This is a genomic window from Sulfodiicoccus acidiphilus, assembly GCF_003967175.1.
Lineage (GTDB): Archaea > Thermoproteota > Thermoprotei_A > Sulfolobales > Sulfolobaceae > Sulfodiicoccus > Sulfodiicoccus acidiphilus.
Window position 1 is genome coordinate 1 of the sequence record NZ_AP018553.1, and the last position, 22,416, is coordinate 22,416.

Annotated in this window: 21 protein-coding genes, 1 tRNA gene and 1 pseudogene; 10 read left to right on the top strand and 13 right to left on the bottom strand. The window is 45.9% G+C overall.

Annotated elements, in window-relative coordinates; translation table 11 throughout:
- Positions 1-438: 438 nt before the first annotated feature.
- Both HS1genome_RS00005 and HS1genome_RS00010 read left to right on the top strand, forming a co-directional pair.
- Positions 439-1,353 (top strand): acyl-CoA dehydrogenase family protein, encoded by a 915-nt coding sequence (locus HS1genome_RS00005; RefSeq protein ID WP_126448958.1) that lies wholly within the window; start codon positions 439-441, stop codon positions 1,351-1,353.
- A 96-nt stretch (positions 1,354-1,449) separates the two neighbouring features.
- Positions 1,450-2,649: an MFS transporter gene (locus HS1genome_RS00010; protein WP_126448959.1), complete on the top strand. Its 1,200-nt coding sequence runs from the start codon at positions 1,450-1,452 to the stop codon at positions 2,647-2,649.
- A 137-nt stretch (positions 2,650-2,786) separates the two neighbouring features.
- On the opposite strand, the gene HS1genome_RS00015 is transcribed toward HS1genome_RS00010, so the two are convergent.
- Genes HS1genome_RS00015 through fbp form a run of 4 tightly spaced genes read right to left on the bottom strand, consistent with a single transcriptional unit; the run spans position 2,787 to position 4,772 of the window.
- A complete protein-coding gene (locus tag HS1genome_RS00015; protein WP_126448960.1) occupies positions 2,787-3,134 on the bottom strand; it encodes a hypothetical protein in 348 nt (115 codons plus the stop codon).
- Between the two features lies 1 nt (position 3,135).
- A complete protein-coding gene (urm1, locus tag HS1genome_RS00020) occupies positions 3,136-3,378 on the bottom strand; it encodes a Urm1-like protein (protein ID WP_126448961.1) in 243 nt (80 codons plus the stop codon).
- Between the two features lie 2 nt (positions 3,379-3,380).
- The gene (locus HS1genome_RS00025) at positions 3,381-3,617 is read right to left on the bottom strand and encodes a 30S ribosomal protein S17e (protein ID WP_126448962.1); all 237 of its coding nucleotides are present in this window, start codon (positions 3,615-3,617) and stop codon (positions 3,381-3,383) included.
- A 9-nt stretch (positions 3,618-3,626) separates the two neighbouring features.
- The gene (gene fbp, locus HS1genome_RS00030; protein WP_126448963.1) at positions 3,627-4,772 is read right to left on the bottom strand and encodes a fructose-1,6-bisphosphate aldolase/phosphatase; all 1,146 of its coding nucleotides are present in this window, start codon (positions 4,770-4,772) and stop codon (positions 3,627-3,629) included.
- A gap of 185 nt (positions 4,773-4,957) precedes the next feature.
- On the opposite strand from fbp, the gene lrs14 reads away from it, so the two are divergent.
- Positions 4,958-5,335, top strand: coding sequence for an Lrs14 family HTH-type transcriptional regulator (lrs14, locus tag HS1genome_RS00035; RefSeq protein ID WP_229768035.1), 378 nt, complete (start codon positions 4,958-4,960; stop codon positions 5,333-5,335).
- Positions 5,336-5,631: 296 nt separating this feature from the next.
- On the opposite strand, the gene HS1genome_RS00040 is transcribed toward lrs14, so the two are convergent.
- The 3 genes from HS1genome_RS00040 to HS1genome_RS00050 are packed head-to-tail and all read right to left on the bottom strand — an operon-like array spanning position 5,632 to position 7,748.
- On the bottom strand, positions 5,632-5,919 hold the full coding sequence (locus tag HS1genome_RS00040; RefSeq protein ID WP_126448965.1) for a 30S ribosomal protein S26e: 288 nt from the start codon (positions 5,917-5,919) through the stop codon (positions 5,632-5,634).
- 33 nt (positions 5,920-5,952) lie between these two features.
- Complete coding sequence (proS, locus tag HS1genome_RS00045; protein ID WP_126448966.1) at positions 5,953-7,392, bottom strand: proline--tRNA ligase; 1,440 nt, start codon at positions 7,390-7,392, stop codon at positions 5,953-5,955.
- A gap of 41 nt (positions 7,393-7,433) precedes the next feature.
- Entirely contained in the window at positions 7,434-7,748 is a 315-nt protein-coding gene (locus tag HS1genome_RS00050; RefSeq protein WP_126448967.1) for an ATP synthase subunit c family protein, read from the bottom strand.
- Positions 7,749-7,903: 155 nt separating this feature from the next.
- Here HS1genome_RS00050 and HS1genome_RS00055 point away from each other — a divergent pair, with 155 nt between their 5' ends.
- A complete protein-coding gene (locus HS1genome_RS00055) occupies positions 7,904-9,514 on the top strand; it encodes a DNA-translocating ATPase CedD (protein WP_158613641.1) in 1,611 nt (536 codons plus the stop codon).
- On the opposite strand, the gene thsB is transcribed toward HS1genome_RS00055, so the two are convergent.
- The 3 genes from thsB to purB form a co-directional block, all read right to left on the bottom strand.
- The gene (gene thsB, locus HS1genome_RS00060; RefSeq protein WP_126448969.1) at positions 9,511-11,175 is read right to left on the bottom strand and encodes a thermosome subunit beta; all 1,665 of its coding nucleotides are present in this window, start codon (positions 11,173-11,175) and stop codon (positions 9,511-9,513) included. The two genes, HS1genome_RS00055 and thsB, sit on opposite strands and share 4 nt — an antisense overlap.
- A 138-nt stretch (positions 11,176-11,313) precedes the next feature.
- A tRNA-Thr gene (locus HS1genome_RS00065) sits at positions 11,314-11,399 on the bottom strand.
- A complete protein-coding gene (purB, locus tag HS1genome_RS00070) occupies positions 11,379-12,743 on the bottom strand; it encodes an adenylosuccinate lyase (RefSeq protein WP_126451239.1) in 1,365 nt (454 codons plus the stop codon). Before purB ends, HS1genome_RS00065 begins: the two co-directional genes overlap by 21 nt.
- A 42-nt stretch (positions 12,744-12,785) precedes the next feature.
- Here purB and HS1genome_RS00075 point away from each other — a divergent pair, with 42 nt between their 5' ends.
- The 6 genes from HS1genome_RS00075 to tes all read left to right on the top strand — a co-directional run bounded on the left by HS1genome_RS00075 (position 12,786) and on the right by tes (position 20,161).
- Positions 12,786-13,781, top strand: coding sequence for a formate--phosphoribosylaminoimidazolecarboxamide ligase (locus HS1genome_RS00075; RefSeq protein WP_126448970.1), 996 nt, complete (start codon positions 12,786-12,788; stop codon positions 13,779-13,781).
- Positions 13,778-14,824: a formate--phosphoribosylaminoimidazolecarboxamide ligase family protein gene (locus HS1genome_RS00080; RefSeq protein WP_126448971.1), complete on the top strand. Its 1,047-nt coding sequence runs from the start codon at positions 13,778-13,780 to the stop codon at positions 14,822-14,824. Before HS1genome_RS00075 ends, HS1genome_RS00080 begins: the two co-directional genes overlap by 4 nt.
- Before the next feature lie 162 nt (positions 14,825-14,986).
- Positions 14,987-16,003, top strand: a complete 1,017-nt coding sequence (locus HS1genome_RS00085) for an adenylosuccinate synthetase (RefSeq protein WP_126448972.1) — start codon at positions 14,987-14,989, stop codon at positions 16,001-16,003.
- Complete coding sequence (locus HS1genome_RS00090; protein WP_126448973.1) at positions 15,993-17,387, top strand: NAD(P)/FAD-dependent oxidoreductase; 1,395 nt, start codon at positions 15,993-15,995, stop codon at positions 17,385-17,387. Before HS1genome_RS00085 ends, HS1genome_RS00090 begins: the two co-directional genes overlap by 11 nt.
- A 29-nt stretch (positions 17,388-17,416) precedes the next feature.
- Positions 17,417-18,355 (top strand): thiamine-phosphate kinase, encoded by a 939-nt coding sequence (locus tag HS1genome_RS00095; protein WP_126448974.1) that lies wholly within the window; start codon positions 17,417-17,419, stop codon positions 18,353-18,355.
- A 60-nt stretch (positions 18,356-18,415) separates the two neighbouring features.
- The gene (tes, locus tag HS1genome_RS00100; protein ID WP_126448975.1) at positions 18,416-20,161 is read left to right on the top strand and encodes a tetraether lipid synthase Tes; all 1,746 of its coding nucleotides are present in this window, start codon (positions 18,416-18,418) and stop codon (positions 20,159-20,161) included.
- A gap of 73 nt (positions 20,162-20,234) precedes the next feature.
- Here tes and HS1genome_RS00105 read toward each other — a convergent pair.
- From HS1genome_RS00105 to HS1genome_RS00115, 3 genes and pseudogenes are all read right to left on the bottom strand, one after another.
- A pseudogene (locus HS1genome_RS00105) lies at positions 20,235-20,872 on the bottom strand (2,5-diamino-6-(ribosylamino)-4(3H)-pyrimidinone 5'-phosphate reductase).
- A gap of 210 nt (positions 20,873-21,082) precedes the next feature.
- Entirely contained in the window at positions 21,083-21,598 is a 516-nt protein-coding gene (locus tag HS1genome_RS00110; protein WP_126448976.1) for an MBL fold metallo-hydrolase, read from the bottom strand.
- Positions 21,595-22,380, bottom strand: a complete 786-nt coding sequence (locus HS1genome_RS00115) for a phosphoribosyltransferase family protein (RefSeq protein WP_338067363.1) — start codon at positions 22,378-22,380, stop codon at positions 21,595-21,597. The genes HS1genome_RS00110 and HS1genome_RS00115 overlap by 4 nt, the downstream gene beginning before the upstream one ends.
- Positions 22,381-22,416: the final 36 nt, after the last annotated feature.

Sequence of the window (22,416 nt, forward strand, 5' to 3'; positions counted from 1 at the left end):
AGCAACTTTTATTTAAACTTCAAAATATATAACTTATGCATTTTAAAACTTGAAAGCTTCGTCCCTTCGAGGGTAGGGAATGACAATTTAAATAGAAATTAAAAAATTACCTACATGATATGAACGACGTGCCTCCATGGCTCGATTGAAGGAGGAGACTGAGAAGGCACCAATATGTCCGTTTCCCATCATCAAAGGGTCCATCGGAATTCAATGGAGGATCCCTAATTTATATGGAGGTGGTTCTCTGAGCCACTCGGCTGTTCACCAAACGAGAGATGTAACCCCGAATCTACAGTCAGAACGACGCCGGAGGAGGAACCCTGTATGACTGAAAAGAAGATAGTGAAATTGTTAATGACTGCTTTCTTCCTTGCTCATCTTCACTAATAGCTAATTGGAAACAGTTTAAAATTGCGGTAAAAGAGTTATGATATCGTGCTAATCAAGGACACTTATTTGGACGAGGAGACTAGCCTGATCCTTTCCTCCTTGGATCAGACCCTGAAGAAGTTCTGGTCCACCAAGGAGCTTCGAAAATACAGGACAGGCGACTTTTCCCAAGCCAGGGTCCTTGCAAATTCCTTGGCGGAGTTAGAGATGTTCAGGTACATGATCGAGGCTACCCCTCGGACAGCAGCAGAGATGCATATGTTGGTGGGAGCCAACTTATTGCCTGGAATATTGAGCTCTACTCTCTTGGCACTGAGAGCCATAACAGACAACGTTGTCAGGGAGGAAATAGCCCTCAAGTCTCCACGAGCTGCAATATCCTCCTTCAATATAGTGCCCGCTGCAGATGAGGCTGATTACGTTATTGTCGGGGAGAGTTTGGCGAGAAGGGATGACGTACTTTTGAGCGTTATGGAGTCTCTAGATCCAACTATGAAGCTTTGTAAAGTGACGTTTAAGAGGTCACAACTTTCCCCATGGAATAGAGACGAACTTGGTTTAGGAGTTGCCTCTCAATTAGTAGGTCACGCAGAAGAAGCTCTAAGAATGACAATAGAGTACAGTAGAGTTAGAAAAGCCTTCGATCGTCCAATAGGTTCATTTCAGGCAATAAAACATAGGTTAGTTGATGACGCCATTTCGCTTGAACTGGTCAAGTCGTTGGTCTTAAAGGCAACTGAGGATAAATCGATGACAGAAGCCGCTCTATTTTTGGCAATGAAAAAGGTTCCTAAAATCATTACAGACTCGATCCAAACTTACGGGGGTATGGGGTTTACTGACGACGTGGACCTTCACCTTCACTTAAGAAGAGCGTTGACACTAACCAAAATAGCAGAACCAATGGTTGGAAAGATACTAGATAATTTCAGGATGCAACATAAATATGATATACATTAGCAATTTTCGAGATTTTATGTCGATGGATTCGTCCCTTCGCTAAAGGTACCTCGTCCAATTCACCGGATTTTTTAGGAAGCTGGCAGTGAACATACTATGCCGTTTGAGAGATTCAATTTCGTCGGCGCTTACTTTTCGTGGTTAATGGATTCCTACGACCTTGGAGCGGTCGTAATAACTTCTGCCATATTGGGTAAACTGTTCTTCCCTAGTTTAGGCCTATTGGGAGCAGCTATCCCTATCGTATTTACAGTGGTTTCAAGGCCCTTAGGCGGATTTCTGTTCGGTCTTCTAGCTGACAAGAGAGGAAGGCGTTACGCTCTCATCTTCACCGTCCTCGGCTATTCGGCGTCAATAGGTCTGACAGGTGTATTGCCTACATACGCTCAAATTGGAGTTGGAGCCGCGATCCTTTTGTCGGTTCTGAGACTTACCCAAGGACTGTTCATAGGGGGAGACGTTTCGTCCAGTTTCACGTTGGCAATGGAGAGCGCAACTTCCCATAGGGGATTTTTCTCAGGCTTGATGCAATCTGGAACGCTAGCTGGGTTCGTCATAGCCGACACCCTCTTCACCGTTCTTTCTTCTCAGCCTTGGTTCCCATCCTTCGGATGGAGAGTGGTGTTCCTTGTGGGAGTAATTCCTGCAGCCCTAGCAATACTAATTAGAGCTAAAGCAGTTGAACCTAAAATATTTTTAGACAGAGAAAAGAAGTCGATCTACTCTGGTCTAAGGCCTCTTTTGCAGACATTAATGGTAATGGTTGGTTTCTGGCTCATGATATATGCAGGGCCCCAATATCTCTCCATCTACTTCGGACACGTCCTTAGCTATAGACCACAAGTTTATGGTACTCTGTTGATTTACATGAACCTCATTGGCATAGCTGCAATGCTGTTAGCTGGAGAATTGGCTGACCTAATGGGAAGGCGCTTAATAGCTATAACTGGACTAGTTATAGCAGGAATAGTTGGAGCTATATTCTACCAAAGAGTCACGGACTCTCCCTTATTTTACACTCTAATGTTTGGTTTCGGAGTCAACATCCCTTCTGCTATATCCCCCGCATATTTAGCCGAGAGGTTCAAAACGTTCAGTAGGGCCACAGGTGTGGGTTCCGCATATAATGGCGCATTCGTCGTTTCAGGCTTCGCACCCATCATGATATCTGCTCTTTCGGGTCTACTTCCAGTTTCAGAGGCAGCTACCTCGGTCCTTCTGATCGGTGTAGCGATAGCAGTCGTAGGTCTAATAGCGGGTCCTGAAACGCTTAGAGTCAGCGAACTTAGAAATTGAGACCTTTACTACGCAAGCCCCCAAGTTCTAATAGGAAGGATTTCTACCATCCTTTTCCATATAATTTATATTTAAAGTAACTTTCCTTTGCAGATGCGCATGAGAACAGGAGAGCCTCAGCTCACATCTCCATGAAATTAGAGTATGAAGAGAGCGTTTCTACTCAAAGCGATTCTCGTTACTCGATTCTCTATCTTGACTTCTCTCGAATACAACTCATCTTTGCAGCAAGTAACTAGATACCCTTCCTTCCTCACTCCCAACCTCTCTTTGGCTCTACGAATTTCCTTTTCACCACTCAGCAAGAGAAGGAACTCTAATTCCGGTCTCCTAAGCAAAGTAGTGCCCTGTTCTATTCTCTTGAAGAGCAAATAGCAGGCCTGTCTTAAGAGAACTTCCTCTGGTAGTTCACTTACAATCTGGGTTACACATTCACCGTCGAATCCAATCTTGGCAGAATCAAAAAAACTCTTCTCTATTAGCATCTTAACCACCGTGATTGACTGGAATTACTTCGACGATATCCGTTAGGCCCACAGGACCTAAATGCAACCTCCAGTCTTTACCATTAATCAAGACAAGCAATCCCGGCCTTATTTTCCCCTCCTTAGTAAGGGTTCCGCCTTTGTCAAGCTTGGCGAGCAGTTCAGAGACTTCTCCACAATCTTGGACGCTGACCGATGCACCAAAAAACTGACTTAAGGGTCCTTTAAACCGCACTTCTACCATTTCTACTCCTCGACTAGCTCCTGTTCCCTCTCCTGTCTCATCTTCTCAGCGTTCTCGACTGTCCTTACGTAACGAGTCAAATAGCCAGCTACTCTGTTTCTTACCTTTTTAGACTGGACGTCCAAGTATTTTTTAAGCAATTCCTTGTTCTGCCTGAAATCCTTAGTTACTTCACCCTTATGCTCCTCAAATATTTGCTGAGCCACCCGCTTTATATCGCGCGTGTATACGTTTCCCATCCGACCCACCTATTCGGAGCTTTGCGCCGTATAGACGCTATGCTTAGCTTTGGTTAAGCCTTCCTCCTTCTTAAATCTGCCCTTCAATTTCTCAAGCACCAAACTTAAGGTGGTGTACTCCATTTCTGCTGGCTCCAGTCTATGAGGCATGAATGGGCCATGCCTCCTCATGTAATCTGTCACGTCTGAGGCTAGTCTCCTCGCATTATCAAAGGCAGGATCGTCAAATAAGTCGCTTGGACCAACCAGCTTCCCGTTCTTGACATTAAATCCTAGGCCTATTAGCCTAGGCGGACCATCAAACCGGGTAGCTCTAGCGTCTCTTTGAGAGACGGGCATAAGGGGACCATAGTGACTTCCCCTCATCCATCCCGCCACTAGATGCGGGAAGGAGAACGCCTCAAGTGCCTCTCCCAGTGCTGGCAGTCCATGCTGAAGACGTACCACCATAACTGGATCGTCTTTTCCTACATACTTCCCTGCCATGAGGTTTAGCCTTTCGATGGAAACCGTGGAAGCTAGTAGATCGTCCTGTTTTCTCCACACCCTTCTAACTACATATCTTCCCGTGGTCCCAATAAGTGCTAGAAGATCGTAGGACTCCTCCGGAGTGGTGAAAGTGACACTCTCACCTTCATAAACATCGAGCACATCGAACCTAAACCCGTTATGCAGGGCTGGGTCTATCACTAGGCCGGCTGTGTTAAACGGATCTGCAAACAACTTGTAGATTGGTAAATTGAAGGCTCCTGGTTCAGTCTTATCTGCCATAAATATCGCTATCGGCTCTGACTGTCTCTCCTCGAACTCCATTTCCGCCACACCGGGACCTAGGCCCTTAACGTTCCCAGAGAAGGAATCTGAGAGTAGATCCTGCCCAGCCGCATAGAGACCTAAGTCTTTGGCTACTTTCGCCGCCTCTTTGAAGGCGTTCCACGCAGTCTCGTGAACCTTGGGGTCTAAGGTGCCGCGGGAGTGAGTCATTATCAGTTCCAAATCATCGCCAACGTGAGTAATGTAATAGTCTGAGATCACGCCAGATCGCTTAGCCTCCGCCAAGACCCTGTTCGCCACGGCCATTGTATCTGGATGCACCGTGTGGTGACCGGCCAAGCTCCCTATATCGGCCTTTATAACACTTAAAGTAGTTTTCATGAGTAACCAATTACTCCCTCGTACAACACATATTAAAGTTTAGTCGGTAGGGAACCGAACACCAGTCTTAAGAAAAACATGATCAGAACTTCCATCTCCACTGACGTCTGGATCTATACACACAAGAAACGTAATATGGTTTAATATACAAAAATTTATATATGCTATCAACTGGAGACTATCACGTGGGTCTTGAAGAACTTCAGAACGTTAGAGTGAGGTTGCCCTCAGGTAGGGAGGCCCGAGTGGCCGACGCGATAAGTTTTTGTTACGACCTATCAGACACCGACATATCTGTATTGAAGGAGCTACTGCAACAAGGGATCAAAAGTGAGGACGAATTGGCAGAGGCATTAAAATTGAGTAAGGCATCAATTAATAGATCTGTGAATAAGCTGACGTCGTTGGGGTTCGTAGAACGGGTCAAAGATCCTAACTCCAAGGGAGGGAGGCCGCGATATCTATATAAACCAATGCCCATGGAGCAGCTTCTCGAGAGAATGAGAAGAGATTTCAGCTATTGTGCGGAAATATTCAGTAAAGCTATAATAAGCCTCACTTAGTCATGTTTAGCTGTGAAACGAGAAGATTCTCTCGTAAAAGCTAAGGAGGCATGTTTCTATATTAATGCAGTAGTAGATTATTTCAACTCTCTTCTCCCCACCGAGAATACTCCATGCTTAAAAACCCACTTACGCGAAATTCCTCATAGAAATGGGTAATCTAACCAACGGAAGGGGTGAAAGGGATCTGTGACTTTAGTGGCGGCCTAGGTTCGATTTCTTGAAAATGCCATGGAGCCTGGAACTCCTATTAGATAGGGGGATATTACCATTAAAGGAGAAACCTAGTCTCACTTCTATCTTAACCTGGTGTGAGATCTTCTCTCAGTCTCAGACCTGACCTTTATTATTCCAAAATGTACCGCACAGTTAACACAGTAGCACCTTGTAACTGGATATCTAGTGATCATGGCACCTTTCTTTTCCAACTCTGCAGCGAGTCCAGAGTCGACTGGACTATACATTCTGGTTACACATACAGCCTTGTCTTCAGGTATCCTCGCACCACAGTTGTCGCAAGAGATATAGCCGACGTGCCCCTTATCTCCTTTTCGTCTCCCTCTATTTTCCCTTTTCTTCGGCAAGATTACACCTTCTGCCCTCTCTACAATAATGATCTAATAAGTTTTTGCGATCCTGAGCACGGTCTCGGCAGGGCTTCCACAAACTACACATTTTCCTTGGATTTCTGCCCCTTCATAAGGTGAGCCCAATACCCTTCCTCCAGTTTGTTCTTCCATCTTCAATCCGCACTTGTTATTTCCACACCAAGGGACTTCCACTATCCCAAGTTTCGATTCTAATCTACTCTTAGCTAAATTGAGGTCGTCAACTCTACTCACTAGATCCTTCATCCTCTTCCAACTTGAGGTCCTCATATTGTCCTCTATTTGTTTAAGAATCTCTCTCACTGCGTCTATTAGATGGTTAAGTTCAACTTCTTTGGACTCTAGCGTGTCCCGCCTCTTTATAGACACAGTTTTTGAGGCCAACTCTCTGCGTCCCACTTCTACCCTAAGTGGTACGCCCCTAAGTTCCCAGTAGTAATATTTCTCGCCAGGCGTCGCTTTCTCATTATCATCAATCTTGGTTATTATGCCCGCCGAATTCAAACTATGAGCGATTTTTCTGGCATAATCCTTTACCTTCTCTCCCTCTTCCTTGGCAGGAATAGGTATTACCACCACTAAAATTGGAGCCACTAAAGGATGTAGAACAGCTCCGTGGTCATCACCGTGAATAGCTATGATGGCGGCGATAGCTCTATCCGATATACCATAACTGGTTTGGTGAGGATAATCTAAAGAACCGTCGGCCCTCTGTATCTTCATGTCGAAGGCCTTAGTGAAGTTTTGTCCAAGGTGGTGAACCGTTCCTATTTGTACGACTCGGCCATCTGGAAATATAGTATCGAAGGCAACAGTGTAAAGGGCACCGGCGAACTTATCCCACTCTGGCCTGACCGAGATCACGTAAGGAATACCGAGAGAGTCGAAGAACTTCTTGTAAATGGAGATGGCCTCCCTCACTTGTCTCTCTGCATCTTCATAGCTCTCATGAATTGTGTGGGCTTCCTTAAAGGTTGTGATCTCCCTGACTCTAAGGAGAGGTCTAGTGGCCTTGGTCTCGTAACGGAATACGCTTACTATTTGATAGTACTTTTTAGGTAACTGGGTGTAGCCTTTTATCCATAGGTTCTCCATATAGGTGATGGAAACCTCACTGGTGGGTCTAAGTGCGAGTTTAACATCGAGCTCCTCGTTACCACCCTTAGTTACCCAGAACACTTCGCCTTGAAATCCCTCTATGTGTTCTGCTTCTTTCGCCAACAAAGTCTCTGGAACAAGTAATGGAAACAACACCTCCTCATGCCCCGTCTCATTAAGGAGATTCCTTATATTCGCTAGAACTCTCTCACGGATCTTGAAACCATAAGGCATCCAAACTCCCATTCCTTTTACTGGGTATCGTCCATAATCCAGTATTTCCGCCTCAGACAAGACCCAATCATACCATTCGCTGAAGTTAGAGGAGACCTTGTCTCTTGTTAACTTCACGAGTTCCTGAAAAAGGTAAGGAGTTAAAAGCTTCTTCTGGCTTAGAACTTCGCGAACAACATAAGGACAGCGAACAATATGCCGTACACCGCTATTCCTTCACCTATTGCAACGAACAATAGCACGGTGCCGAACATATCTCTCCTCTCCGTGAGTACGCCTATTCCCGCTGCAGCTGCCATACCGACGGCTACTCCAGCCCCAATCGCCGCTAAACCTACAGCCAGTCCAGCTCCGATGTTCAGTCCTTCAAACCCAGCCGAAGTATCGGCGGCGGTTTGAGCCCCGACCATAACTGCACTTAATAGGGCCAGAAGGAAACTTCCTAGACCTAACAACCTATACTTCAGGCTCATTCAGTATCAAGCATACCCCCACTCACTTCTCCTTTAAAGCTTTCCCTAGCTTACGAAAGTTGGCTTCATGGTCTTAATTGAGAGACATCAATTGAAGAGGCCGAATATCTAAACTACCGTTCCACTCTCCATAACTCTTTATGAACTACCCTCTCATGAACGTCAATAGAGCTCTAGGGCCTGCTGTATTAGTTATCTTCGCTATTGCCCTACTCCTAAGCAGGGGTAGGTATTTAGATATATTTTTTACTTCACATACGATTTTATTAGTAATACCCAGTGGATTAGGATTAATCATATTTATATTAATAAAAAATAGAATTAAGAAGAAAATTGATCTCCTAAAAATACAGAACGATGTAGTGGTAATAAAAAACGGAGAGAAGTTGATTGCCTCCGTGCCGTATAAGCTTTCCATAAGGGAGAGGGGGTCACAATCGAGAATCGATTACGCGAACGAGATAGAAGCACTAGGAAGGGTTCTAAGTAGGGCTTTCCCTGATCTGCTTTTAACGATCGTGACCCAGCTTGAAAACCGGCCAAATACTCTATTAATAGCGAGCTGTGAGGGGAAATCAGAAGAACAATTAAGGAGGAGATTAAAGGAGTTCGGAGAGTTCCTGATTACAGTCAAAGACTCCATAGCCCCAGATATAGAAATGAACTCGATGCGCAGTAGTAGAGCTCTCGTAGTTCCGTTGGGAGATGGAGGAGACGCGGTATTTCTAAAAGTGTACGGCTCTGTGCCGGCCTTGCCAAATTCTCGTGGGTACTCAATTGGCTTCGACATCGAGTTAGGTAAAGCCAACGACGGCTACGACACGCCAGTGGGATTGAGAAAAGAGGAGTTACTCAGACATGTTGCGATATTTGGAACTACGGGTAGTGGGAAAACCAACACGGCGGGACTGATTGCAGCGGGCGCTGCTAAGCTCGGATTCAGGACTGTAATAGTAGACTGGCACGGAGAATATTCCGCTTTGCTGAAAGATGCAGAAAAATGGGACGTTAAAAGGCCCCTCAAATTGAAGCTATTCCAAGAGGACGATGATTTGGAAGAAGTAGTACAAGTACTAGGGGAGGCCTTAGACCTCACTGAGCCTCAGCGGTTTCTACTTCTCACAATTCTAAATTTGGTCCGCAAAAAAAGTAGGGAAAGGGTCTTTGACGCCGTTGTACGAGCAGAGGAGAACTCGTACTGGATAAGAGATGTAAAATATGCATTGGCTCGAAAACTTTACACTATTTCTACCCCCAAGGCAGACATACTTTTCAGCGACGGCGAAGGTGTGGAGTGGAGGGATATATTGAAGTGTTTGAAAGGAATCAACGTAATAGACCTCTCTCTGGTCAACAACTTGATTCTAAGGAAGGTTTACGTTCTCTTCCTGCTAAGATTCTTGACCGAGGCTCACTTGAGAAATTGGGACGGTAAGACTACAATTGTAGTACTCGAGGAAGCTCATAACTACCTCAAGGAAGACAACCCGTTTATAGAAAGGATGATGTCAGAAATGAGGAAGTTCAACTTAGGGATCTGTGTAGTCTCACAGTCGCCCTCCACTATAGCTCCTTGCGTAATTAAAAACACCAACACGAAACTTGTTCACGCCTTAAAATCAAACGTCGACAAGTCGGTAGTGAGGGATTCCATGGCATTGGACGAAAAATTCACTTCCGCTTTAGATAAGCTCAGAGTGGGAGAGGCGTTGTTAAGTAGCCCCACCCTTCCATATCCTGTAAGTCTGAGAGTAAAAAAGGGTTAGTCCTCGTCTTTCTTTTCCTCTCCAGACTTCTTGCTTTCTCCTCCCTTTGGTTCGCTCTTCTTCCCAGCTGCTATGAGATCGTCGATTCTGAGTATTAGCGTGGCCGCTTCCGTAGCTGCCTTTATGGAATTGGCCTTCACTACCGTTGGTTCGATTACCCCTAACTTCCACATATCGTCGGGCTGCCCTGTAAAGACATTAACTCCATACCACTTGTTCCCCTCCGTCTCATGCAGACTCCTGAGCTTCATCAGGAAATCTATCGGGTCCAGTCCAGAGTTCTCCATCAGTGTCACAGGGAGTCCCTCTATGGCATTAGCGTAGGCCTCGATTGCCAACTGCTCCTTCCCGCCAACTTGAGGTGCCATCTTCCTCAGTCTCTTGGCAACCTCAATTTCCACCGCACCTCCCCCAGCAACGACGCGTCCATCTCTTATAACGTCGGCAGTAGTTCCTAGAGCGTCCTTTATGGCTCTCTCTGTCTCGTCCACAACCCTCTCTAGACCTCCTCTTATCAATATACTCACGGCCTTCGGATTCTTAGCTTGCTCTACAAAGACCATCTTATCCTCTCCTACTTTCCTTTCCTCCACTAATTTCGCGTAACCCAGATCCTGGGCCGTCAGCTCGTCGATATTGGAAACAACCCTTCCTCCGGTCGCTCTGGACAACTTCTCTAGGTCGCTCTGCTTCGCTCTTCTCACAGCTAAGATTCCATGCTTAGCCAAGAAGTGTTGTGCAACGTCATCTATTCCCTTCTGGCAGATGACAACATTAGCCCCGCTTGCAACGATCTTTTCGACCTTCTCCTTGAGGATGGACTCGTCCTCTTCGAGGAACCTTTTCATCTGTGTGGGATCGTTTATCCTTATCTCAGCATCTATCTCTGGTTTCTCAACCTCTAGTGGGGCGTTGAGAAGAGCGATCTTAGCGTCCTCTACTCTCTTGGGCATTCCTGGGTGGACTACTTCCTTGTCTACAACTATTCCATAAACTAACTGGGTATCTCTTATGCTTCCACCATGCTTCTTCACTAACTGAACGTTATCTAAGTCTACGTAGAGTCTGTCACCTCTCTTCTCAGTAACCTGAGTGACTGCCTTAACCACTATGTCGGCGATGTAATCTCTGGCTCCAGCCACAGCCTTGCTATTAAGGGAGGTATGGGCCACCTTCTTCAGAGTCTCCAAGTCGTCTACAGTAACTTTGGCGCTCAATTCATTGATCGCCTTTATGGCCTCCTCCTCAGCCTTCTTATATCCGCTTACAATAACTGTCGGGTGAATATCCTTGTAGAGCAAGTCCTCTGCCTTCTTCACTAGGTCTCCAGCTAATATTACCGCTGTCTTAGTGCCATCTGCAGTCTCTTCGTCCTGCCCCTTGGCTATCTGAACTAACAGCTTGGCCGCTGGGTGCTGTAAATCCATTTTGTCTAATATAGTAGCACCATCGTTGGTAATCGTTATATCTCCTAAGCTGTCAACGAGCATCTTGTCCATACCTCGAGGTCCGTAAGTGGTCTTTAACATCTCCTGCACAATCTTAACGGCGGAGATGTTGACTCTGAGGGCTTCTTTCCCGTAGCTCCTACTCGATCCTTCCTTGAGGATTATCACGGGGATTCCTTCTGGAGTTTGCGCAACTGTTGCAGTTGAGGACATCTATCTATCACCTTTCACAGGCTCTTAACAAATGGTTCTATAAAAGATTTTCTGACATTGCGTAGCATGGGCCTAGCTCGGTTCCACACAACTCATAGCATTAGGAAATGCATGTCGGTTTAATCCAATCAGTAAAGGAGCCGCCGACGGGACTTGAACCCGCGACCACCGGCTTTCCAGCCAGAGGCTACGAGGCCGGCGCTCTACCGCTGAGCTACGGCGGCAAACTCTTCCCTAATTCCCTTGAAGTAGTTTATAGCCCTTTCTATCATTTCTCTGTACTGGCCTAGGTAAACCGAGGGATCTAATACCTTGTGAAGTTCTTCGTTGTTGAGGAGTGACTTTACTGTCTGATCTTCAATCGCTACTGATATCAATGGAAGTCCGAGATTACTACTTTTTCTACTTAGTTCTGATACTATGCTGTGGGCGACATGTCGTGGAATTCCTTTCCTTGTAAGGCTTAGCATGAGGCTCTCCGCCATTATATTCCCTTTACTCAATTCTAGGTTTTCCATCATTTTCTCCTTATTTACCTTCAAGGAGCTTAAGAGTTGAATAAAACTGTCCAACATCTCATCGATTATAAGCAGTGAGTGGGATAGAAGTATGCGTTCTGACGAACTATTCGTCAGATCTCTCTCATGCCAAGTTGGAATATTCTCAAGCGCGGGAACTACAAAGCCCCTAAGCACCTTAGCCAAGCCACAGATCTTCTCAGAAAGAACTGGATTCTCCTTCTGAGGCATAGTGCTACTCCCAACCCTAGAAGGGACGGACTCAGCTAGCTCAGCAATCTCTGGTCTCATAAGTTCCCTCACTTCTAGGGCGAAACGATCTAGCTGGCTACCCAATATGGCTAAATCAGATATGAGTTCGGCATGTCCGTCTCGAGGGGCTATCTGTGTAGTGATCTCGTGAGGAGATAAGCCCAGTCTCTTCGAGACCTCCAATTGGATCATGCCACCTTTCTCCCCCCAACCGGCGGCCGTTCCGACTGCACCCGCCATCTTCACTTTTAGCAGCCTCGACTCCACCTCCTTCAGACGCTCTAGCGATCTCGTCAATTCGTAAACGTAGTTTGCAAGCTTAAAACCGAAGGTTATTGGAAGGGCGTGTTGTCCGTGAGTTCTCCCCACCATTAACGTATCTGCATGTTCGATAGCCAACGCGGATAGCAAGTCGAGACTCTTAACTAGCTTTCTCTTAAGAATATCCAAGGCGTCCCTAAAGATCAGAGCATATGCGGTGTCCACTATGTCGTAGCTAGTGGCGCCAAAGTGCACCATCTTCCCGGCGTCTCCCGCTTTCTTGGCCAAAACAACTGCCATTGCCATTACGTCGTGGCCTATCCTTCTCTCTTCCTCCTCAATTTCGGATGGGGTAATGGTCGAGGCGACGTCAAGAACAACCTTAATGCTCTCTGGATTTTCGATCCCAACCTCCGCCAGAGCTTGGAGGAGGACCACCTCTACACGGATCATTCTCCTTATTATTTCCTCTCTGGAGAAGAGTAGTCTCATCTCTCTGCTTCCATACCTCCAATCAAGTGCACAGATTGAAGACACAACGAAGATATGCTTTTGAACGTATAAGGTTTCCTCGAGACTGTGAGAGTAGCCACACTAGGTAGTCATTCCTCTCTCCAAATCCTACATGGGGTCAAAGCTGAAGGTTTGGAGCCTATGCTGGTCGTTGAGAAGAAGAGACGGGACTTTTACTCTCGCTTCGACTTCATAGACTCCATCCTTACCTACGAGGATTTAGACAGCGCAGTGACACTACTTAACTCCTCCGACGTTATTGTTCCTCACGGGAGTTTAATCGAGTACCTAGGAATTGAGAGGGCGTCTAAGTTAAAAAGTAAGAGCATCTTCGGAACTAGGAATCTTTTCAGTTGGGAGTCAGACCAAAAGAAGAAAATGAGTCTGTTAAAGATGGCAGGAGTGAAAATCCCAGAACAGTTCGAGGATCCAGAGGACGTGGACAGACGAGTAATTGTTAAACTTCCTGGAGCGAAGGGAGGCAAGGGCTACTTCGTAGCAGAAAGTAAGGGCAAGGTGAAAGAAGGGCTGGCAGAAGTAATGCGAAAAGGCCTGATAAAGGATCCTTCAGAGGCGTTAATTCAAGAGTACGTGATAGGAGTTCCCATGTACTTCCAGTTTTTCAGAAGTGTAGTTAAAGACAGAATTGAAATAACTGGCATAGACGTGAGATACGAGACTAACGTCGACAGCCTCAGGAGGCTGGTAGACCCTAAAGGAGTGGAACCTTCGTTCGTGGTTGTGGGTAACATACCGCTTGTGGCTAGAGAAAGTCTGCTTCCCAACGCCTTCGCATACGCGGAGTCCTTCGTTAGGGTAGTAGACGACTTGGTGCGACCCAAGATGATTGGGCCTTTCTGTCTAGAAACCGTGGTAACCGATGAGTTAGACATTGTAACGTTTGAGTTTTCGGGGAGAATAGTAGCTGGGACTAACCTATACATTGATGGAAGCCCATATAGTTGGCTATACTGGAGGGAGCCAATGAGTGTGGGTAGAAGAATTGCGAGGGAATTAAGAGAGGCGAAAGAAAAAGGGAAATTGGAGGAAGTTCTCACATGAGGGTAGCCGCCTTCGCCAGCCATTCCGCCTTAGATGTCTTCGATGGCGCAAAGGACGAAGGATTTGAGAGCGTGGGACTCTGCAAGAAAGGTAGAGAGAGGCCTTATCTAGAGTTCAAGGAAGTAGTGGATTACTGCATAATGGTTGAGGAATTTAAGGAAATTGCTTCCGTTAAGATAGTTAACGAATTGCGCCGGTTGGAAGCTGTCCTGGTCCCGAACAGGAGTCTAGCGGTCTATGTCGGATATGACAGCTTAGAAAAGATGGAGATTCCATTCTTTGGTAACAAATTCATGTTGAGATGGGAAGAAAGAACTGGAGAGAAAAACTACTATCGATTGTTAGATGTAGCGAAGATCAAGAGACCAAGGACTTACAAGTGGGAAGATAAAATAGAAGGACCCGTTCTAGTCAAGATACCTGAGGCTAAGAGGAAAGTAGAGAGAGGGTTCTTCTTCGCTGTAAACGATGAAGACATGAGAAGTAGACTGGAGCACCTAGTCAGCGTGGGTATGGTAGATAAGGAGGATGTTAGGAATACCGTCATAGAAGAACTGATTCTAGGAGCCCATTTCAACGTGAACTTCTTCTACAGTCCTTTAAGAGAGAGAGTAGAACTTCATAGCATCGACAGGCGAATTCAAAGTGATTGGGATGGCTTCTATAGACTTCCTGCCGATATTCAACTTAGATTGAATTCGCAGCCCCGCCTCATTGAGGTGGGCCATGAGCCAGCAACGTTAAGGGAGAGTTTACTAGAGAAGATTTTCGAAATTGGGTACTCATTCGTTAAGGCAACTAAAGAACTGGAGTCACCTGGGATAATAGGACCCTTCACACTTCAGTTAATGGTGACCCCTGAGTTAGAGCTGGTGGTTTACGACGTCGCTCCAAGGATAGGCGGTGGAACAAATGCCCATATGGGAATAGGGAGCCAATACTCTAAGCTATACTGGAGGGAGCCAATGAGTGTGGGTAGAAGAATTGCGAGGGAATTAAGAGAGGCGAAAGAAAAAGGTCAGTTAAAGGAGGTCACCTCTTGATATATTTTTCATTTTGATCGCTTAAGTCGCATAGCAACAAACATGTTCAAACAGCGTCTCCTAGGTCTGTTGTAGTCAAGGGGTTTGATAGTAATCGATGTGAACATCCAGATATAGCAACTATTTTATACAAGGGATCGAGAGTAGGCAAAACGGTTTCACATGCTGCAGATAGTTGTGGGAGGTTTCTTTGGAGATGAGGGAAAAGGGAAGGTCGCGTCGTATCTAGCCCTTAAGGACTCGCCCGCGGCCTCCGTAAGGACTGGCTCCATAAATGCGGGACACACTGTAACTCACAACGGACAGTCGTGGAAGGTTAGAATTATCCCTTCCGCTTTCGCCAATAAGAAGGTTAGATTACTCCTGGGACCTGGCGCCCTCACCTCGCTGAACCTCCTTGTAACCGAAATGGAAAATACAGGGACAAGAGGAAGAGTAGGGATCGATCCGCATGTTGGAATAATAACAGAGGAGGAAATTGAACAGGAGAGGAACGACGAATACCTTGTGAAGAGAATAGGTAGTACGGCTCAAGGCGTAGGATACGCTGAAGCTAAGCGTGTACTGAGAAAGTTAAGACTGGCAGGAGAGTACAGCGAGGTGAAAGACCTAATCATAGACGTACCTTCTACTGTGGTAGACTACGTAGAACGAGGCTCAAAGGTGCTTATAGAGGGTACCCAGGGCCACTATCTAAGCCTATACCACGGAGATTACCCGTATGTGACTAGTAGGAACGTCACCGCCTCAGGGATATTAAGTGAGGTTGGCGTGGGGCCGAAATACGTTAAGGATGTTATAATCGTTTTCAAGTCTTTTGTTACTAGAGTAGGACAGGGTGAACTTCCAGGAGAGATCGAGGAGGAGAAAGCAAAGGAACTAGGTCTGATAGAGGTGGGGACTGTAACTGGAAGGAGGAGAAGAGTTTCACCATTTAACGTGGAAATGGCAAAGAGGGCCATAAGGATTAATGGAGCCACACAAGTCTGCATAACGAAGCTCGACTGGCTGTTCAAGGAGGCACACAACGTTGTAGAAGAAACTAAACTATCCAAGGAAGCTAAGCTCTGGATAGATGACATCGAATCGCAACTAGGAGTCCCAATAACTCTTATTGGAACAGGGGAAGAGAGCCTCAGCATGATCGATATGAGGAGGGAGAAAGGATTTGAAATATGATATTGCGATAATAGGAGGAGGGCCGGCAGGACTCTTCGCCGCGTACGAAATTTCAACTAGAATGAGAGAAGGAACGCAAGTAATTCTTATAGATAAAGGAGCACGGGCCAGTGTCAGGAATTGTCCTTTGCTCTCTCCAAAGGAAAAGTGCACGTTCTGTACCCCATGCCACATCACGTATGGGATAGGAGGGGCTGGCACCTATAGTAGTGGCATAATTAATTTGAGGCCTGATATAGGAGGGGAGCTCCATGAGCTTTTGAAGAGCTGGAGCGAGGCCCAATCCTTGATAGACTACGTGGACGAGGTTCTGCTTTCATTTGGAGCGCCTCACGATAGGCTATTCGTTCCCAACGAAGAGAAAGTCAGGGAAGTCCAGAAGAGGGCCGCGAAGGCGGGAGCGGAGTTCGTACCTATAAAACAGCGACATATGGGCACAGACAAGACTCCACAAGTTATAGAGAATATGACTAGATACGTAGAATCCAGAGGAGTCAAGATTAGTGACCTAACTACGGTCTTCGAAATCCAGAAGAAAGACGGCATATTTTCCATGAAGACGTCGAGGGGAGAAGTAGAGGCTGGTATAGTACTCGCAGCTCCAGGGAGAGCGGGAGCCCAGTGGTTTTACTCGGAGGCCAAGAAGCTAGGAGTGGACATGACCCCAGCCCCCTTAGACATAGGTGTTAGAGTCGAGGTAGAGGCATTGGTATTCGAGGAGGTTACCAATGCTACATGGGATCCTAAACTCATTCTCTATACGAGAAAATACGATGACAAGGTGAGGACCTTCTGCGTCAATCCAAGGGGATATATAATGAAGGAAGTCTATTCTGACGGAACAATAGGAGTAAATGGAGAAACGTATGTAGATAAGAAAAGTGATAACACCAACTTCGCCTTCCTAACCACCGTCAAACTTTCAGATCCGTTGGAGGACACAATAGAATATGGGAAAAGCATAGCCAAACTCATGACCAGACTTGGGGGTGAGAAGCCCATAATTCAAAGGCTAATAGACTTAGAGAAAGGCAGGAGGAGTACGTGGGATAGAATATCAAAGTCTACAGTCAAACCCACCTTGAGGGATGTGACTCCAGGAGACATAAGTATGGGACTTCCGTTCAGAGTTGTGGAAGACCTAATAGAGGGACTGCAGAGGTTAGACAATGTGGCGCCCGGGGTTTACTCGTCAAATACCCTCCTTTATGCGCCGGAAATTAAGTACTACAGCATGAAGGCCGTGGTAGATAGAAACATGGAAACTGTAGTGGACAACCTGTTCGTGGCCGGAGACGGTGTGGGACTATCTAGGGGAATAAACGTAGCGGCGGCCACAGGTATCCTAGCGGCTCGAGGAATAACCCTAAAGTTAGGGCTCTAAAAATTAAACAACGCCGTCAGTGCAACCTAATGAAGCTGTCTGAACTTGGAGAGAGGAAATTCCTTACTACGGTTGTAAGGAAATTGTTAGAACATTCGGAGCTCGACGATGTGTACCACAAAGACGGTATTGTGTACAAAATGGATGGATTTCCTCTCTCATTCGGATTCACCTTCTCAGACCCTTATGACATAGGATGGAAGTCAATTACAGCTGCAGTGAGTGATGTAGTAGCAAAGGGTAGCTTACCAAACGAGGTGATGATTTCGATAGGCCTAGACCCTGACTTGGAGGTAAGCGATGCCTCGGCCTTGATGGAAGGGATAATCGATTCCACTAATTACTACGGGGGAAAGGTAGTGGGAGGAGATACCAATGGAAGTAAAAAGGGAGAAGGTTGGATAGACGTAGCGATAATAGGAAAAGCGCTCTGCTACAAGCCGCTCTCGAACGCGAAAGAAGGCGACACAATTGTTCTGACTAATAAAATTGGGATGACCACCGTGGCTTTCATAAGTTTCCTAAAGGGTATTGAGGTACCTCATCACTTCCTCACAAGCTTAAGGCATCCTGTTGCTAACCGTTATCTTCCATTGGTCATGCATAATAACTGTGAGCACATATCCACTTCAACCGATATAAGCGACGGTCTCCTCATCTCTCTATCTAAAGTGGCGGAAGCATCGGGGAAGGGAGTAAACCTAACTACGATTCCTTATAGGGAAGACGTCCTAGACCAACTCAACAGACTCTCCATGGATCCTTTTTCTTCTCTGAAATATGGAGGTGAGGAGTATGAGGCGTTATTAGTAGTGACGGGGCGAGAAGTGGAGCACATTATGGAGGAAATGTCGAATTGGGGAATGAGACCGTTAATTGTCGGAAAGGTGATAGAAAGAGAAGGACTCTACTTCATGGGTAAAAAGATGGAGCCTTCTGGATGGGACAACTTCAGAGGATGGGATTAACCAAATAAACGGGTTGGAAGGAGAAATGTCTTATATACTAGTTGAAGAGATTTCTGAGTCATGGCGCAAACAGCGCAGGAACAGAGATTCACCCTGCTACCTGCGCCTTCAAAATTCGATGAAGGAGTTGTCAAATTCGGCGACAGAGACATCAAAATAGGAGGGCCCCTTCCTAAACTGGCGGAGAACGAGAAACTCATAAGGGTTACTCACTCTCTTTGCCCAGCTTGTTACAGGCTACTTCCCGCCGCGATTTTTGAGAAGGAGAGTAAACTCTTCATAAGGAAAGTATGCCCAGATCACGGTGAGTTCGAGGACCTATACTACGGAGACGTAGGAATGTACTACAAGTTCGACTACTGGGAATACGAGGGGAAGGGACCTAAGGTACCGTACGTTGACCTGAAGTCTCCATGTCCGTACAACTGCGGACTCTGTCCTATGCACCACCAGCACTCGGCCTTAGTTAACCTAGTGATAACCAACAGATGTGATCAGTCTTGCTGGTACTGCTTCTTCTACGCTGAGAAGGCTGGATACGTGTTTGAACCCTCCCAAGAACAGATAAGATTCATGGTGGAGCAGCTCAAGCGGCAGGGAGCAACAATGGTAGTACAGATAACTGGAGGTGAACCTACACTCAGGGAGGACCTTGTTGAAGTAGTGAAGATCGTCAAAGATGCTGGGGTTAAGCATATCCAGCTAAACACGTGGGGAGGTACCTTCGCTAAGATGTACATGGAGGATCCAGAGAGGGCTGTACGTTTCGCTAGAGCAGTGAGAGAAGCGGGCGTGAATACCATATATATGAGCTTCGACGGGACCACCAGGAAGACTAATCCAAAGAACCATTGGGAGATCCCCTACACGTTAGACGTATTCAGAAAGGCAGGAATGACAAGCGTAGTTTTAGTACCGACCGTAATCAAAACAGTTAACGACCACGACCTAGGCAATATAATTAAGTTCGCCGCTAGGAACATGGACGTTGTTAGAGCAATAAACTTCCAACCAGTGAGCCTAACGGGGATGATGAAGAGAAATATGAGGGCTAAGTTTAGGATCACTATTCCAGAGATACTAAAGAATATAGAGGAACAGACTAACGGAGAAATTACTAGGGACAGTTGGTATCCTATAGGCACATCCGTTGTGTTTTCGAAGCTTGTGGAGGCGCTCACTGGTAAGGAGCAGTTCGAGATGGCCAATCATCCGTCCTGCGGAGCTGGAAGCTACATCTATGTGGAGTGGAAAGGTGGAGAGCCACACTTCATCCCCATCTCGAAGTTCATAGATCTGGAGGGAATTCTGGAATACCTCAAAGAGAAGACGGAAGAAATTAGGGAAGGAGCCAACAAATACGTCACCGCGGTAAAACTAGTCTACAACTTAAGGAAGTTCATAGATAAAAAATATGGTCCTAAGGACTTCGATGTGTGGAAGATGCTCTATAACATAATAGTGAATCACAATTACGATGCGCTGGGAGAGTGGCACTACAGGACTCTATTCCTAGGTAACATGCATTTCATGGATCTTTACAACTACGACGTCCAGAGGGTAATGAGATGCGATATTCACTACGTCACGCCCGATGGAAGGGTGATACCCTTCTGTACATATAACGTACTCAACGATCTTTACAGGGACAAGATCTTGAAGGAGTATCAAGTTTCCCTAGACGATTGGATTAAGAAGTTCGGCGAGAACAGCATAGGAGATTCAGTCAAATACAAGAGGGCAGTAGGATTACTAGAGAAGGGAGAGACCTACAAGGAGACCTACAAGGGATTCCAGATATTATAATCACCTTTAGCCTCCGTAAAGAGTAGGAATTTTATCTATCCTTAAGGACAGACCTTAAGGATAGATTAGGAAGTCAGAGGATTGGGTTTTTGTTCTGATATTTTAACAACACTTCTGTTCTACACTCGCAAAGCCTAGCGTCCATTAACTCCAGGACTGGAGCTTCAGGTCCGAGAAAACCCTCACCTTGGACTAGAGACGTCCCCGAGCCGAAGATCTTCGGGCCACTGTGAGCCTCAGTTCGTCGAAACAACTTTCTTTCACTAAACTCCATATTATTCCTCCTCCTCCCTCCACCATTACCTTCTCCACGCTAAATGACTCATAAAGATCTCTCATGACCTCGCACAGCTTTCCTCCAAACTTCCTAACCTGCACACCAAGCTGTAGTAGTTTATTCTTTATTTCTTCGTTGGGAGATATAGCGTAAGCGACGGTTCTTCCACCAATAAATATCTTACTCTCTGAGTTAAGTTGCAATTTAGTGGAAACTACTACCCTGAGAGGGGGTCTACCTCTCGCGTACTTCAAGCTTAGAGATGGATTGTCAATTCTAACCGTATTAGCACCCACTAGGACTGCATCCACCTCCGACCTAAGGATGTGTTGCCTTGTTTTATCGTAGGGACAGCTTAGCTCACTGAATCCGTTTTTTGCCGCTAACCTTCCATCAATTGAGATGGTACTGAAAATAATTACGAATGGCCTCAAGACAGGAAATCATCTAGCTTGGGTTCCCTCTTAATTTTTCTGCGGACTGAAGTCCTTACCGTTAGGTGCCTAAACCACACCCTAGACTCACACTTGTTTCTAAACGCACAAGTTAGACAACAATAAGGACAAACTGGAATTCCCTTAACGGGACAATCTATTGTCAAAGATTCGCGGCCGCAAGAGCCACAGCGTTCTCCGTAGAGCAACTTAGGACACTTTGCTGCAGTCGCTGACGCTACATAAATAACTTACAGTTTTTAAAGGAGAAACGAGCGTGCTACCAGCGAAGATCACTCCATTATAGTTGGCGATAATCGAACCTAAAGTTGGAGTCCTAGTCAACTTAATCCTTATTCCCTCAACTACCTCTTCATCGCTTCTCAACTCGACGCTGACTCTCGCGGGTTCGTAGAAGGAGCCTTCACACTCTCCCCTTCTTAGAGCTACAGAATCTGGATAGTGTGAAACCACTAATGACTCTACGAAGAACTTGGAGAGTGCACCTATAGCAGAGGCCGCAGCGGGATGACAGCTCGTGACTAGAATATATTTAGGAGTAACTCCCCTAGTCACCTCCAAAATATCGCTCACTATTATATTCAGCGAAACCGGATCTCCTCCATCTATAATGACCCAACCTCTATCTCCCTTCACTAAGTAGCTTCTCATTCCTCTGGGTGTCACTAGAACGTAAACATCCCTAGTCAACCGATAAAAACTCATAACCTCAGAATTACCTTGACGTTCTTAACGTCTCTTAGCCCGTCCTGCCAACCCCTCCCTACACCTATTAGGGCTAATACTCCTACAACGGAGGCTCCTGACCTATTAACTAGACTTACTAAGGCTCTTACGGTCTTCCCAGATCTCACTACATCGTCTACTACTAATACTCTATCTCCCTTCTCGATTAAGTCTTTCCGAAGATAGAAGGTCGATACCATGCTGTTGACTTCCCTCACGGACTCTTCGTAGTAGTCCACATATGTGGACTCCTTGTACTTCTTAACTACTATTAAGGGGCGACGAAGTATGTAAGCAGCCATAGCACCGAGGGCAATACCGTTAACGGCTGGAGTTATAACCTTATCTACTTCGTCTATGGCAGATGCCTTCTCCAACGTGCTAAGTACAACAATGGTAAGGAGGTTTGGATAGAAGAGAATCTTGCTAGTGTCTACAAAATTATCATCATAAATTGATATTTTATCTTTAAAGAATTTAAAAATAAAATCATCGGTTTTGACCTTTCCCAATATCTCCCTTGCTTGGAGTTCGCTGGGAATAGTGGCTCCATTCGTGTATCTGCAAAGGAGACTCTCTTGAATATCCAGCATCGAAGATAATTCCTTGTAAGTGAACGTTTTCTTAAGCTCCTTAAGGGTCTCCACTGCCATGATACGCATTCGCAATTCCTTTTCTTTATGTTCCTTCCCTGTTAACAATTTAATACACGCCCCTCGTATACATAAATAGAGGGATGAGCGGGGTATTAAGTTCTGCAACTATGATGAGAAACCCACGCTGCGACCAAGTATGGG

What these genes read in the sequence shown, in the direction of transcription:
- fbp (WP_126448963.1), bottom strand. Translation starts at nt 4,772, where the DNA reads ATGAAAACTACTTTAAGTGTTATAAAGGCCGATATAGGGAGCTTGGCC.
- HS1genome_RS00015 (WP_126448960.1), bottom strand. Translation starts at nt 3,134, where the DNA reads ATGCTAATAGAGAAGAGTTTTTTTGATTCTGCCAAGATTGGATTCGAC.
- HS1genome_RS00085 (WP_126448972.1), top strand. Translation starts at nt 14,987, where the DNA reads ATGCTGCAGATAGTTGTGGGAGGTTTCTTTGGAGATGAGGGAAAAGGG.
- urm1 (WP_126448961.1), bottom strand. Translation starts at nt 3,378, where the DNA reads ATGGTAGAAGTGCGGTTTAAAGGACCCTTAAGTCAGTTTTTTGGTGCA.
- HS1genome_RS00010 (WP_126448959.1), top strand. Translation starts at nt 1,450, where the DNA reads ATGCCGTTTGAGAGATTCAATTTCGTCGGCGCTTACTTTTCGTGGTTA.
- tes (WP_126448975.1), top strand. Translation starts at nt 18,416, where the DNA reads ATGGCGCAAACAGCGCAGGAACAGAGATTCACCCTGCTACCTGCGCCT.
- HS1genome_RS00110 (WP_126448976.1), bottom strand. Translation starts at nt 21,598, where the DNA reads ATGAGTTTTTATCGGTTGACTAGGGATGTTTACGTTCTAGTGACACCC.
- thsB (WP_126448969.1), bottom strand. Translation starts at nt 11,175, where the DNA reads ATGTCCTCAACTGCAACAGTTGCGCAAACTCCAGAAGGAATCCCCGTG.
- HS1genome_RS00055 (WP_158613641.1), top strand. Translation starts at nt 7,904, where the DNA reads ATGAACGTCAATAGAGCTCTAGGGCCTGCTGTATTAGTTATCTTCGCT.
- HS1genome_RS00095 (WP_126448974.1), top strand. Translation starts at nt 17,417, where the DNA reads ATGAAGCTGTCTGAACTTGGAGAGAGGAAATTCCTTACTACGGTTGTA.
- HS1genome_RS00050 (WP_126448967.1), bottom strand. Translation starts at nt 7,748, where the DNA reads ATGAGCCTGAAGTATAGGTTGTTAGGTCTAGGAAGTTTCCTTCTGGCC.
- HS1genome_RS00025 (WP_126448962.1), bottom strand. Translation starts at nt 3,617, where the DNA reads ATGGGAAACGTATACACGCGCGATATAAAGCGGGTGGCTCAGCAAATA.
- HS1genome_RS00080 (WP_126448971.1), top strand. Translation starts at nt 13,778, where the DNA reads ATGAGGGTAGCCGCCTTCGCCAGCCATTCCGCCTTAGATGTCTTCGAT.